This window comes from Mammaliicoccus sp. J-M41 (assembly GCF_022385935.1).
In the GTDB taxonomy this organism is placed as follows: Bacteria; Bacillota; Bacilli; order Staphylococcales; family Staphylococcaceae; genus Mammaliicoccus; species Mammaliicoccus sciuri_A.
Genome location: NZ_JAJNIR010000018.1, coordinates 35,065 through 48,767 on the forward strand (window position 1 = coordinate 35,065; position 13,703 = coordinate 48,767).

General features: G+C 32.5%; 12 protein-coding genes and 1 pseudogene. 9 read left to right on the forward strand and 4 right to left on the reverse strand.

The window, feature by feature from the left end; translation table 11 throughout:
• Positions 1-83 precede the first annotated feature (83 nt).
• On the forward strand, positions 84-1,349 hold the full coding sequence (locus tag LQ686_RS08260) for a Gfo/Idh/MocA family protein (RefSeq protein WP_107565414.1): 1,266 nt from the start codon (positions 84-86) through the stop codon (positions 1,347-1,349).
• Between the two features lie 166 nt (positions 1,350-1,515).
• Here the strand turns inward: LQ686_RS08260 and LQ686_RS08265 are convergent, their stop codons facing one another.
• On the reverse strand, positions 1,516-2,127 hold the full coding sequence (locus tag LQ686_RS08265; RefSeq protein WP_107565415.1) for a LysE/ArgO family amino acid transporter: 612 nt from the start codon (positions 2,125-2,127) through the stop codon (positions 1,516-1,518).
• Positions 2,128-2,223: 96 nt separating this feature from the next.
• Here LQ686_RS08265 and LQ686_RS08270 point away from each other — a divergent pair, with 96 nt between their 5' ends.
• Positions 2,224-3,663: an aminotransferase-like domain-containing protein gene (locus LQ686_RS08270; RefSeq protein WP_107573114.1), complete on the forward strand. Its 1,440-nt coding sequence runs from the start codon at positions 2,224-2,226 to the stop codon at positions 3,661-3,663.
• A gap of 24 nt (positions 3,664-3,687) precedes the next feature.
• Here LQ686_RS08270 and LQ686_RS08275 read toward each other — a convergent pair whose 3' ends face one another.
• Both LQ686_RS08275 and LQ686_RS08280 read right to left on the reverse strand, forming a co-directional pair.
• Complete coding sequence (locus LQ686_RS08275) at positions 3,688-4,644, reverse strand: 2-hydroxyacid dehydrogenase family protein (RefSeq protein ID WP_107565417.1); 957 nt, start codon at positions 4,642-4,644, stop codon at positions 3,688-3,690.
• A 49-nt stretch (positions 4,645-4,693) separates the two neighbouring features.
• Positions 4,694-5,443, reverse strand: coding sequence for a MurR/RpiR family transcriptional regulator (locus LQ686_RS08280; protein ID WP_107565418.1), 750 nt, complete (start codon positions 5,441-5,443; stop codon positions 4,694-4,696).
• Positions 5,444-5,593: 150 nt separating this feature from the next.
• Between LQ686_RS08280 and LQ686_RS08285 the strand changes: the two genes are divergently transcribed.
• The 6 genes and pseudogenes from LQ686_RS08285 (at position 5,594) to LQ686_RS08310 (ending at position 11,956) form a co-directional block, all read left to right on the forward strand.
• Positions 5,594-7,171, forward strand: a complete 1,578-nt coding sequence (locus LQ686_RS08285) for an alpha-glucoside-specific PTS transporter subunit IIBC (protein WP_103360908.1) — start codon at positions 5,594-5,596, stop codon at positions 7,169-7,171.
• 21 nt (positions 7,172-7,192) lie between these two features.
• The gene (locus LQ686_RS08290) at positions 7,193-8,518 is read left to right on the forward strand and encodes a 6-phospho-alpha-glucosidase (RefSeq protein ID WP_107573116.1); all 1,326 of its coding nucleotides are present in this window, start codon (positions 7,193-7,195) and stop codon (positions 8,516-8,518) included.
• A gap of 185 nt (positions 8,519-8,703) precedes the next feature.
• Entirely contained in the window at positions 8,704-9,444 is a 741-nt protein-coding gene (locus tag LQ686_RS08295; protein WP_037590362.1) for a GTP pyrophosphokinase, read from the forward strand.
• A gap of 118 nt (positions 9,445-9,562) precedes the next feature.
• A pseudogene (locus LQ686_RS08300) lies at positions 9,563-10,149 on the forward strand (YdeI/OmpD-associated family protein).
• The gene (locus LQ686_RS08305; protein WP_239733270.1) at positions 10,142-10,807 is read left to right on the forward strand and encodes a uridine kinase family protein; all 666 of its coding nucleotides are present in this window, start codon (positions 10,142-10,144) and stop codon (positions 10,805-10,807) included. The pseudogene LQ686_RS08300 and the gene LQ686_RS08305 overlap by 8 nt, the downstream one beginning before the upstream one ends.
• A gap of 72 nt (positions 10,808-10,879) precedes the next feature.
• Positions 10,880-11,956: a M42 family metallopeptidase gene (locus LQ686_RS08310; RefSeq protein WP_107573117.1), complete on the forward strand. Its 1,077-nt coding sequence runs from the start codon at positions 10,880-10,882 to the stop codon at positions 11,954-11,956.
• An 87-nt stretch (positions 11,957-12,043) separates the two neighbouring features.
• On the opposite strand, the gene LQ686_RS08315 is transcribed toward LQ686_RS08310, so the two are convergent.
• A complete protein-coding gene (locus tag LQ686_RS08315; RefSeq protein ID WP_107573118.1) occupies positions 12,044-12,277 on the reverse strand; it encodes a hypothetical protein in 234 nt (77 codons plus the stop codon).
• A 313-nt stretch (positions 12,278-12,590) separates the two neighbouring features.
• Here LQ686_RS08315 and desA point away from each other — a divergent pair, with 313 nt between their 5' ends.
• Complete coding sequence (gene desA / locus LQ686_RS08320; RefSeq protein ID WP_269670341.1) at positions 12,591-13,568, forward strand: Delta(5) desaturase DesA; 978 nt, start codon at positions 12,591-12,593, stop codon at positions 13,566-13,568.
• Positions 13,569-13,703: the final 135 nt, after the last annotated feature.

A 13,703-nucleotide genomic window follows, 5' to 3' on the forward strand; every position in this document is an offset into this window, starting at 1 on the left:
AACAAAAAATAATGATAAATGTGTGATTTTTTACTTTTATAGTAGTAATATGAAACTATTGAATGATAAAGGGGGACGATTCAATGGGTATAAAAAAAGCGATTTTGTTAGGTGCAGGTGACCGTGGGGGAAGAGTTTACGCGAATTTGATAAAGTCTTTACCCCATAAAATTAAATTAATTGGGGTAGCGGAACCTGTTAAAGAAAGAAGAGAACGCGTAAGTCGTCATCATAGTCTTGATGAACGATATGTACAAGAATCATGGAAAGCATTATTGGACTTAAAGCCAGAAGCTGATATAGCAATTATATGTACTCAAGATAAAGTACATTTTGAACCAACAATGAAAGCATTAGATTTAGGATATCATGTGTTGCTTGAAAAACCGATGTCTCCTAGTCCTGAAGAGTGTATTAAAATGGTAGAAAAAGCGAAAGAAATGGATAGAACATTAACGATTTGTCACGTATTAAGATATACATCATTCTGGAGTAGAATCAAATCTATCGTTCAAAATGGAGATGTTGGTCAGATTGCGTCAATTCAACTTAATGAAAATGTAGAATATATGCATATGTCTCATAGTTTTGTAAGGGGAAATTGGAAAAGTAAGGAACAGTCAAGTCCGATGATATTAGCTAAATCTTGCCATGATATGGATATTATCAGTTATATCATGGATCAAGATTGTAAAAGAATCAATTCCTTTGGCTCATTAATGTACTTTAACGAAGCAAACAAACCAGAAGGCGCACCATTAAGATGTCTAGACGGATGCCCAGTAGAAAATGAATGTCCATTTCATGCTGGAAGGTATTATTTAGGTATCGGTAGAGGATGGGCGATGAAATTTACAGAAGAAAATTCTAACGAAGCGATCATAGAAAGATTAAATCATACGGATTATGGGAAATGCGTCTTCCAATCAGATAATGACGTTGTCGATCACCAAGTTGTGAATATGGAATTTGAAAATGGTGCAACAGCAACATTTAGTATGAGCGCATTTACAAGAGAACAAACAAGAGTAGTTCAAATAATGGGAACAAAAGGTGAAATAAGAGGGAATATGGAAACAAATGAAATAAGCATTTTTGACTTTTTAACAAGAGAAGAAAAAATCATTAAATTCCCAGAAGTGAGCAGTGGACACGGAGGCGGGGATGAAGGTATTATAAGAGATTTTATAGATACAATTAATAGCTCAAATCAAAATGTATCTAAATCAATAGCAAGTAAATCTTTAATCAGTCACTTAATGGCATTCGCAGCAGAAGAATCAAGACTGAACCACGGCCAATCCATAAATATAGACGAATTCTATAATGAAATAGCCTTAACATCTTAATATAATATAAAAAAAGACGTGATACCGCTAGAAAATAGCAGTATCACGTCTTTTTGTTATGTGTAAAAGTAGCGCTAACGCTCAAGACTCACAAACAAGATCGTTAGCGCACGAAAATGAGCCCCGCAACTCCCACCTAAATCCCAACCAAAACATTTACCTCATTCTACATATTGATTATATTTTTGATGATGAGTGCTGCGACGAATAAGATGATAATACTTGATACTCTATTTAATATGATGATAAATTTACCTGATTTATCAAACATGCCGACTTGTTTACCGGCTATAGCGAGACCGAAGAACCAGAACCAAGAGATAAAGATTGTTGCTACTGTGAACCCGACTTTTTCATACCCTGAATATAGTGATGCACTTGTACCGATAACACCGACTGTATCCATAATGGCGTGTGGATTGAGTAATGATAGAGATAATGCAAAGCTGATTTGTTTTTTTGCTGATATTGCTATGTCTGAGCCATTGCTTGATGATTTTTCGTTCCATAACGTCCAAGCCATATACAATAGAAAAATTAATCCGACGATATATATGATTAATTGTAGTGATGGATAGTGATTTAAGATGAGTGATACGCCAAACACCGCAAGTAATATGAGTAATGTGTCACATAGACCAGCTGTAATAACAACAGGTAAAGCTTTATTTAAGCTTTTATGATTTGCGCCTTGATTAAAAACAAATATATTTTGAGCACCTAATGGTAAAATTAAACCGAGTGCTAATAAAAGACCGTGGATGACTGCTTGAAACATTTGATTTAACCTCCTTTTTGTATAGTATAAAAGAAATAAGCTACAATGAAATCATCCAGAATTAAATTTATGCCCAACCAGATTGGAGTTACATTTATGGAAAAACCTATCTACCAAAAAATTATAGATGATATGTTAAGAGATATTAATAATGGTCAATTAGAAGTTGGTATGAAAATCCCTTCGCAAAGAGCTTTAACACAAAAGTATGGTGTAAATAGATCAACAATTGTACATGTGATTGATATTTTAAAAAGTTATGGCGTGCTTGAAAGTAAAGAAAGAAAAGGGATATACATTTCGAAAAATAAATGGAATGAGTATGTGAGTAACAATTTAAATTGGCAAGATTATATAGGTAATAGTATTAACCAGAACAATCAATATTACATTAGAGAAATTAATCGATGCGAATTTATACCTGACATGGTGAGATTAGGGACGGGTGAACTTTCGCCAGAATTAATACCTAATGATGCATTTCATGAAATCATTTCGAAAGATTTAAGTTGTCAATTGACTTCAAATTACGAAGCGCCTAAAGGGAATATTCAGTTGAGACAACAAGTTAAAGAAATTGTTAAAAAAAGAGGTATTGAGTGTAGTGTAGAAGAAATTTGTATCACTTCTGGTTCATTACAAGGTTTGAAGTTGATAGCAGATGGATTATTAATTCCTAAATCAAAAATTATCGTTGAAACACCTTCTTATATCAATTCAATTAGAACGTGGCACAAAATTCATTCCAAAATGATACCTTTATCAATTGATTATATAAGCAATAATATTCATGCGATTTTTAAAGAAGATGAAGATTACAGCAATAGTATATTTTATTGTAATCCTACTTTGCACAATCCTACATCGCACACATATACATTGAAAGAGAAAGAACAAATTCTTGAACAGTGTAAAGCAAAGGGTATTCCAGTTGTGGAAGATGACATTTATAGTGAGCTGTGGTTTGAAGGTTCGATTCCTAAATCGATGAAAGAGCTTGATACAAGTCATAATGTGTTGTATTTAGGTAGCCTATCTAAAACAGTTAGTCCAGGTCTCAGAATAGGGTGGTTAATTGGCAACGAACGGGTCATTAATCATTTAGCAGATTTAAAAATGCAAAATGACTATGGTGCAAGTTCGATTTCTCAATTTATAGCTACTAAATGGTTGGCACATTACCATGAGAAGCATATTGAAGACATTAAACGTAATTTACAAAGGCGCAAAGATTTGATGGAAGATGCTTTAACAGAATCTTTCTCAGATATTGGTAGATGGTCTAAAGTAGAAGGGTCTTTCTATATATGGTTCAAATTCAATGAAAGTATTGATTTGAAAAGGTTATTCCAACGTGCCTTAGAGGAAGGATTGCTCATTCATCCAGGGGAGATTTATTCAGAAAGAGAAAAACATAGTTTAAGATTTTCTTATTCATATATTGATGAACATAATATAAAAGAAAGTATTTATAAACTAAGAACTATCATCGATAAAGAAAACTTGTTAAATAAAAGAAAATCCTCGAACTCTTAATATGAGACCGAGGATCTTTTTATATTATTTATTCACAATATAGTCTGGTGTATCACCTTGTAGTTTCTTAATCGTATTATTTGCGACGATTCTTGCCATTTCATCACGTGCTTCAAATGTAGCGTTTCCGATGTGGGGTGTTATGACGACATTGTCCATTGTTTTAAGTGCATCTGTAATTTCTGGTTCAAATTCAAATACATCTAATGCAGCACCTTCGATTGTTTTAGATTGTAGTGCTTCAACTAGAGCTTGTTCATCTACAATAGGTCCGCGAGATGCGTTAATAACATATGCTGTATTTTTCATTTTTTCAAATGTTTCTTTATTGAATAAATGATGTAAATCATCTGAATAGGCAGCATTAATTGTAATGAAATCTGCTTGTTCTAACATCTCATTAAGACTGACATAAGTAGCCCCTAATGAAGCTTCTTGTTCTGGTTTTCTATGTGGTCCAGTATATAGGATGTTCATGTCGAAACCTTTGGCACGTCTAGCAACAGCAGAACCAATTTCACCAAGTCCAACTATGCCGATAGTCTTACCGGAGACTTCCCTACCTCTAAAGAATAATGGTGCCCAACCGTTGAATCCTGTTGTTCTACAAAGTTGGTCGCCTTCAGCAATTCTTCTAGATACGGCAAGTAATATACCAATCGTTAAATCTGCTGTAGCATTTGTTGAAGCTTTTGGTGTATTTGTGACATCGATTCCTTTTTCTCTCGCATATTTAACGTCTATGTTATTGAAACCAGCACCATAATTTGCGATGATTTTTAAGTTTGGCGCATGATCAATAATTTCTTTATCAATATTTGTAGATAGTGGGCTAATAATCGCATCTACGTCTGTTACTTTTTGAAGTAAAGTATCTTTCGTAATTAATTTATCCCCTTCAAAGACTTCTACTTCAAAATGTTCTTGTAACATTTCTAATCCTTCTGTTGGAATTTCTCCAGTTATGAATACTTTATTCATGATGTAACCTCCTATAGAACTTTTCATACGTTTATATGATCACTATACCCTAATGCGCAAGTTTCCATTCACTGAATTTACGTACGATGACTTCAAAAGCGATGTGATATGGTAAGAAGCTGGAATAAGATGTTTGGTTAAATAGTTCTATCGGAGAACTATTAACGTATATATTGTAACTCGCATTCTGGGCTAAATAGTTATCCTTTAATGTAGTAATAGAAATATAACTAATATTTCGTGTATGCATAATCTCGACGTTATCTCTTAAATGTGATGTTTCGCCTGATAATGAAATGATGAAAATTAAATCGTCTTTATTCATTTGATTCATAGCAATTTTAAGTTCATTCTCGTCGTTAATAACCATTACTCTCTTATTAATAGAAAGAAAGTGTCGCTGAGCATCACGTGCGACGTTTAATTGTGCGACACCTGTACCATATATATAGATGTATGGCGCTTGGTTGATTTGTTCGCTTATATAATCATAGTCGATCATTTTTAAATGTTTCATAGTTTGTTGTAAATCTTGCTCTAAACTTTCAATGATATCTGTCGATGGGTTAGATGTTTGTCTATTTAATTTAATATATGCTTTAAAATCACTATAACCATCAAAGCCAAGTTTGCGAGCGAGTCGGTGAATAGAAGAAATTGAAGTGTGTGATATATCGGCGATTTCTTGTATTTTTAATCGATGAATCAAGTGAATATTTTGATTAATCATTTGTATGATATGTATATCGTTGTCATTAAGTTGTTGATAATGTTCATTAATCAGTTTATCCAAAATCATTATAATCCTCCATTCGAAGTGAAAAAATTTTCGTGTTATGAAAATATAATCTAAGTTTACTATGTGATTTCTATTTACGTCAAACCTCTTGGCAAATGTAAGCGCTTCCTATATTGTTGAGATAAATTGATGAGGAAAAGGGGTTAAAATATGAATGCAATTAAACGATTTGGTAGTGCCATGATTGTACCGGTATTACTATTTGCATTTTTCGGTATTGTTGTAGGGTTTGCAACACTATTTAAAAATCCAAATATTATGGGTTCAATAGCTGAAGATGGCACAATGTGGTTTAAAATTTGGAGTTTGATTGAAGCGGGTGGTTGGACTATATTCAACCATATGGAACTAGCGTTTGTGATTGGACTTCCAATCTCACTTGCTAAAAAAGCGCAAGGTAGAGCAACACTAGCAGCTTTAATGATTTATTTAGTATTTAACAATTTTATTAATGCAATTTTAACCCTTTGGCCAAAGACGTTCGGAGTAGATTTATCAAAGGGTGTTGAAAATTTAACCGGAGTAAAAGAAATAGCTGGTATTCCAACATTAGATACAAGTATCATTGGTGCAATTTTCATATCAGCAATCGTCATTTGGATACATAATCGTTTCTATGATAAGAAATTACCTGAAATGGTTGGTATTTTCCAAGGTCTACCATACGTTGTTATTATTGGATTCTTTGTTATGATCCCAATCGCTTTTATCGTATGTGCGGTATGGCCAACAGTACAAGCAGGTATCGGTTCATTACAAGGTGTCATGTTGAAATCAGGATTTGTAGGGGTTTGGCTATTCCACTTCTTAGAAAGAATATTGATTCCTACAGGGTTACATCATTTCATATACACGCCATTTGAATATGGACCAGCAGCGGTTAATGGTGGATTGAAACCTTATTGGATTCAACACTTAACAGAATTCTCTAATTCTGCTAAATCTCTTAAAGAACTTTATCCATATGGATTCTTGTTACAAGGTAACATTAAAATATTTGGTTGTTTAGGTATAGCATTAGCGATGTACGCTTCAACACCAAAAGAGAACAAGAAAAAAGTATTGGCATTAGTATTACCAGCTGGATTAACAGCAATTTTCGCAGGTATTACAGAACCATTAGAATTTACATTCCTATTTATTGCACCTTACTTATTCTTAATTCATGCATTATTAGGTGCAACAATGGTTACAATTATGTACCTATTCGGTGTAGTTGGTATTCAAGGCGGCGGTGCGATAGAAATCGCGGCAATAAACTGGATTCCATTATTCTCTAATCACGGTATGACTTACGTTGCACAATTTATCATTGGTATCATCTTTGTTGTGATTTACTTCTTTGTATTTAAGTTTATTATTGAGAAGTTTAATGTACCATTACCTGGGCGTGTGCCTGATGATGGTGACGCTAAGCTTTATACGAAAGAAGATTATAAGTCTAAAAAAGCAAGTGCTGATACACAAATGGATGACAATGCATCAGAATATGATACGAAAGCTATTTATTTCTTAGAAGGATTAGGTGGCAAAGACAATATTAAAGACGTTACAAATTGTGCGACACGATTAAGAGTAACGGTTAAAGATCCAAGTTTAGTGAAAGATAACGACTACTTCACGCATAATCAAATGGCACATGGTGTAGCGAAAAGTGGTACAAATGTTCAAGTAATTGTAGGACTCAGTGTACCTCAAGTAAGAGATTCATTTGAAACGATGATATAAAAAATATGGAGGTCATAAATAATGAAGAAATTTAACATAACAATAGCAGGTGGAGGAAGTACATTTACACCAGGCATTATATTAATGTTACTGGATCATTTAGAAGATTTTCCGATTGATACGATTAAATTATACGACAATGATGGTGATAGACAACAAACCATTGCGGATGCTTGTGAAATATTACTTCATGAAAGAGCGCCAAGTGTTAAGTTACAGGCGAGTACGGATCCTAAAACAGCTTTTGAAAATGTAGATTTCGTTATGGCACACATACGTGTTGGTAAATATGCGATGAGAGAACAAGACGAGAAGATTCCGTTGAAACATGGTGTCGTTGGACAAGAAACGTGTGGACCTGGTGGTATATCTTATGGTATGCGTTCTATTACTGGCGTACTAGAAATTGTGGATTACATGGAACAATATTCACCAGATGCTTGGATGTTAAATTATTCGAATCCAGCAGCAATTGTAGCTGAAGCAACGAGAAAATTAAGACCTTACTCTAAAATTTTAAATATTTGTGATATGCCAATTGGTATTGAAGAGCTGATGGCAACAAATATTGGTCTGAAATCTAGAAAAGAAATGGTCGTTAAATATTATGGTTTGAATCACTTCGGTTGGTGGACAGATATAAGAGATAAGTCAGGTAATGATTTAATGCCAAGTATCATTAAACACGTTGAACAATTTGGGTATTCGACTGATACGGGCAGCGATATTGAACAAGAAGCAAGTTGGAATGATACGTTCAAGAAAGCACGTGATGTACAAGCACTTGATAAAGATACGTTACCTAACACATATTTAAAATATTATTTCTTCCCTGATTACGTTGTGGAACATTCAAACAAAGACTATACAAGAGCAAATGAAGTAATGGCAGGACGAGAAAAATTTGTATTCGGTGAATGTCAAAAAATCATTGATCAAGGTACTGCTGAAGGAACGGAATTAACAATAGATGAACATGCATCTTATATCGTAGACTTAGCAAGAGCCATTGCGTTTAATACGAAAGAAAGAATGTTAATGATTGTCGAGAATAAAGGTGCCATTTCAAACTTTGAACCAACAGCGATGGTTGAAATTCCATGTTTAGTTGGTAGCGAAGGTCCAGAACCTTTATCAGTTGGTGAAATCCCAAGATTCCAAAAAAGTTTAATGGAACAACAAGTAGGTGTTGAGAAATTAACAGTTGAAGCTTATGAAGAACAATCTTATCAAAAATTATGGCAAGCACTAACTTTATCTCGCACGGTTCCGAGTGCATCAGTAGCTAAAAATATATTAGATGACCTTATTGAAGCAAATAAAGAATACTGGCCAGAATTGAAATAGTAATGATAATTGAATTTGTATTTATAAACGTGCAAGGCTTACGAGTCTTGCGCGTTTTTCTTTGTCTTACATCCGTTTAAGAAAAATCAATCGTATATCGACTTTCTTTAATCGCAAACTTTTAAATGATATAATTAGATGAAGTGATATATATTTTTTATTTAAAAATATAAGGGAGCATATCTATGTATATAGAAAGAAAACCAACAATCAATTTAGCAGAATTAAAGAAGGAATTTACGAATAATTTAGGTGAAATTGAATATGCGCAGTCTTCTGAACAAGCGCTAGAAGAGTTGTTTAATTTTGTAGAACTACAACATCAATATGCTGCAGCTTTAGAAGAAATCGGGACAAAGTTGAAAATATTGGACGATGAATTCCAAGTTGCTTATAAACATAATCCAATTCACCATATGGAAAAGCGTGTTAAAGAATTTCCAAGTCTTATTAAGAAATTAAGACGCAAAGGATTTCCTTTAAATGCAAATTCAGCAAAAGAGAATATTCAAGATATCGCGGGAATAAGAGTTATTTGTAATTATCTAGAAGATGTCTATACAATTGAAAAATTATTACTTAGACAAACTGACGTAAAATTATTAAAAAGAAAAGACTATATAGAAAATCCTAAAATGAATGGATATAAAAGTTTACATTTAGTTGTATCTATTCCTGTATTTTTAGCGGAAAGTGTTCAAATGATACCTGTTGAAATTCAAATTCGAACAATTGGAATGGATATGTGGGCAAGTTTGGAACATAAATTAAGATATAAGAATTCTCATGTATCTACTGAACAATATGAAGAAAAGTTAAAAGAATGTTCAATAGAAATAACAAATGTAGAACGCAAAATGCAAGAAATGAATGATGAAATCTATCATGATACGAATAAAAGTATGATAAAAATAGACAAAAATTAATACATTTGGCACAAAGAAGAGCAGAAATTTCTTATATTTAAGGATATCTGCTCTTTTTTTATCATTTAGTATATAATAAATTAAAATCATTCAGGAATTAATATTGAGGAGTGAAAAAATGGAGAAAAATCCTAAAGTCGAAGCTTTTATGCAACGTGAAAAAAATGGAAAGATGAATTTGAACGATTAAGAGAAATTATACGTGAATGTGATTTAGAAGAAGATTATAAATGGATGCACCCATGTTATACATTGAAAGGTAAGAATGTTGTATTGATACATGGATTTAAAGAATACTGTGCACTTTTATTTCATAAAGGTTCATTACTTAAAGATCCTGAAAAAATACTCATACAACAAACAAAAAATGTTCAAGCCGCAAGACAATTGAGATTTACCAATGTAGATCAAATTAAAGAGCAACGAGATATTATTAAAGCATATGTTGAAGAAGCAATCGAGCTTGAAAAGTCAGGCGCTAAAGTAGAATTAAAGAAAACAGAAGAATATGAAATGCCAGTTGAACTACAAGAACAACTTGATCAAAATAGTAACTTAAAAGAAGCTTTCTATAATTTGACACCAGGAAGACAACGCCAATATATTTACTATATTAGCCAAGCAAAGCGTCCAGCAACACGCGTTAGTCGAGTAGAAAAATATATCGATCATATATTGGAAGGCAAAGGGCTAAATGATGAGTGAAGGTAATGAGAATATGAATGCTGTGCTTGAAGAAGTCGTGGGATTTATAAAGCGTTCTGACCATCAAATCATTATTAGAATTGGTGGACATGGTGGCTCAGGAAAAAGTACATTTTGTCAGGAATTAATAAAATGTCTAGATTCAAAAGATTACAACTTAATCAGCACAGATACTTATATAGTAAATTCGAATTTAAGAAAACATACAAAGGCGAAATATATGTATAACGGTATAGAGCATGAAGCGAAAGTAACGGCTTGTATGCCTGAAGCGCATAATGTTGATATTCTAGAACGCGATATACGTGCTTTACGTAATGGTATTGACATCATGACGATTGAAACACCGTGGCAACAATCTGAACGTTTAGATGCGACAAAGAAAGTAACAATCTTAGAAGGTATGACTACCACATTTATAGATTCCAAATGGGTTGATTTATCTATCTACATTTATACGGATAATGAAACTGAGCTGAAAAGAAGATTTAATCGTGATGTACATGTAAAAGGAATAGATATAGAATTTTTAAAGGCATCTCAAGACGAAAGACGTATTCAATATGAATTATTCATGCATCCTCTTCTTGAAAATTTTGATATTGTCATTGATCATTCAAATGATTTGTTCAAAATACTGAAAAATCAATTAAATTAAAGCTTTGTTTGATACAATTTTTAAATAGAATGATATAGTAAAAGTGTTAATTAATTTTAAGGGGGATTTTTTGTGGCAGATTCAGTAAAATTATTAAAAACACTTACAGATATTAATGGTATTTCAGGATTTGAGTATAATGTTAAATCTAAAATGAAAGAATACTTAGAACCTGTAAGTGATGAAATTATTGAAGATAACCTAGGTGGTATTTTCGGGAAAAAGAACGCTAAAAATGGTTCTAAAACGATTTTAATAGCGGGTCACTTAGATGAAATCGGATTTATGGTTACACGTATCGATGAAGATGGTTACATTAAATTCACAACAATTGGTGGATGGTGGAACCAAGTGATGCTTTCACAAAAAGTAACGATTACAACAGATGAAGGCAAAGAAATTAGAGGTATTATTGGTTCTAAACCTCCACACGTTTTAAGTCCAGAAGAACGTAAAAAACCTGTTGACGTTAAAGATATGTTTATTGATATAGGTGTTGATGATAAAGAAGCGGTTGAAGGTCTAGGTATTGAAATCGGCAATATGGTGACACCTTATTCTGAGTTTGAAACTTTAGGTGACGGAAACTACTTAACAGCAAAAGCATTCGACAACAGATTCGGTTGTGCGTTAAGTGTTGATGTATTAAATGAACTTAAAAACGATGACCTCGGTATTAACTTAGTTTCAGGTGCAACTGTACAAGAAGAAGTTGGTTTACGTGGTGCGAAAGTTGCTGCAAACAAAATTAAGCCAGATTTATCTATCGCAGTGGATGTAGGTATTGCTTATGATACACCAGGTATGAAAGGGGAAGATCACGAAACGAAATTAGGTAACGGACCACTTGTATTGTTAATGGATGGTACGAATATCGGTCACGTTGGATTTAGAAAATTCATCAAAAACGTAGCAAAAGAAAAAGGCATTGATGTGCAATGGGATAACATAACAGGTGGCGGAACAGATGCAGGTAGTATTCACGTAGCAAACGAAGGTACACCAACAATCTCAATCGGCGTTCCATTACGTTATATGCACTCAAATGTATCAATCCTTCATAAAGAAGACTACTTAAACGCAGTAAAATTAGTAGCTGAAATCGTAAAAGCATTAAACGATGAAACAGTTAAAAATATTATGTGGTAAGAAATCTTAAAGAATGATTTAAAAAAAGTACCAAGAAACGCATAATCGCTTTCTTGGTACTTTTTAATATTTAGATTGATTATTATTTTACCATTTTTCATTGCCTATACTTTCAAAAGATACTAGTAATGTATTTTCAGGTTTTTCATTGTAATTTTCAAAGATATTTTTGATTGTCAAATCAGATATAGATTTCTTTTTTTCGAGTACAAGAGATTTTCTAGTATCTTTGTCTTCTAATACTTCTTTTGGTTGTATTTGTAATTGTTTATTTATATGTTTAGATGTGTTGTTGCTATGTTTATTTTCGATTAGTTTCACATAAACACCTCCATAAAATATAAAGTATTATACTATTATTGTATCATTTTGTATATGTATCCGATGATGAATATAGTATGTATATCAACTGTTATGACCAAGTTATAATTTGTTATTATAATAAAATAAATTTTAGTAGTATAGTAATCGTTTTATTGGGTTTATTTTTTGTTTGTAAAGCTTATAAATATGCTATATCATGATTAATAGAGATGGAAGTACTTGATTCATTCAAGTGATTCTTTTTTTATATTTATTGAATAAAAAGGAAGTGTAAATCATCGAAAAAGAAAAGAAAAGGTTACTTCGAAAAATGGTTAAACCATTTGAAAATAACAATTTAAAGAAAAGTACAATTCAAATTATAAACACAATCATCCCATTAATTGTGCTTATTGTTGTTGGCTTGGTAAGTTATCAATTACATTGGTCATTATCGGTCCTATGTGGTGTATTGGCATCTGGTTTTATTATTAGAACATTTATCATTTTTCACGATTGTTGCCACGGATCATTTTTGAGTAAGAAAAAGAACAATGATTTGTTAGGAAATATAACTGGGTTATTAACATTCTTCCCATATGAAAAATGGAGAAGAGAGCATATTATACATCATACGAGTAGCGGGAATTTAGAAAAGCGTGGTATTGGTGATATTTGGGTTATGACTATTGAAGAATATCATGAAGCTTCAAAGTTCACTCAATTTAAATATAGAATGTATAGACATCCGTTTGTGATGTTTATTTTAGGACCAATATTCCTTATGTTTATTTCAAACAGAATGAATGCTAAAGATGCGAAAGCTAAAGAAAAACGTAACACTTGGTTGCATAATATAATCTTGCTAGTTCTTTATGTCGGTATTTTCTTTATTGTAGGTGCAGTTCCATTTGTACTTGTATTTCTACCAATGCTGTTCATTGCAGGTATGTTAGGTATTTGGTTATTTTATATTCAACATACATTTGAAGATTCATATTTCGAAGAATCATCAGAGTGGGATTATGTAAAAGCCGCTATAGAAGGCAGTTCATATTATAAATTACCAAAAGTATTTCAATGGATGACAGGGAACATTGGCTACCATCATGTTCATCATTTAAGTCCAAGAATTCCAAACTATCAATTAGAACAAGCACACGAAAAGACACCACCATTACATCACGCAACAACCATAACAATTAAAGAGAGTTTAGAATCACTGAAATATAAATTATATGACGAGAAAAATAAATGCTTCATTACTTTTAAAGAATATACTTTAAGATTTAAGAGAACACATGCGTAAAAGTAATGATTTGAAACGGGACATTGAGCATGTCCCGTTTTTTTATTGTGTAATTAAAACCATACGCTATGCGTATGGTACAGTATGGTTTCACCGTTGTATTAAAAAATGCATCTCTACATGCTAGAATAATAT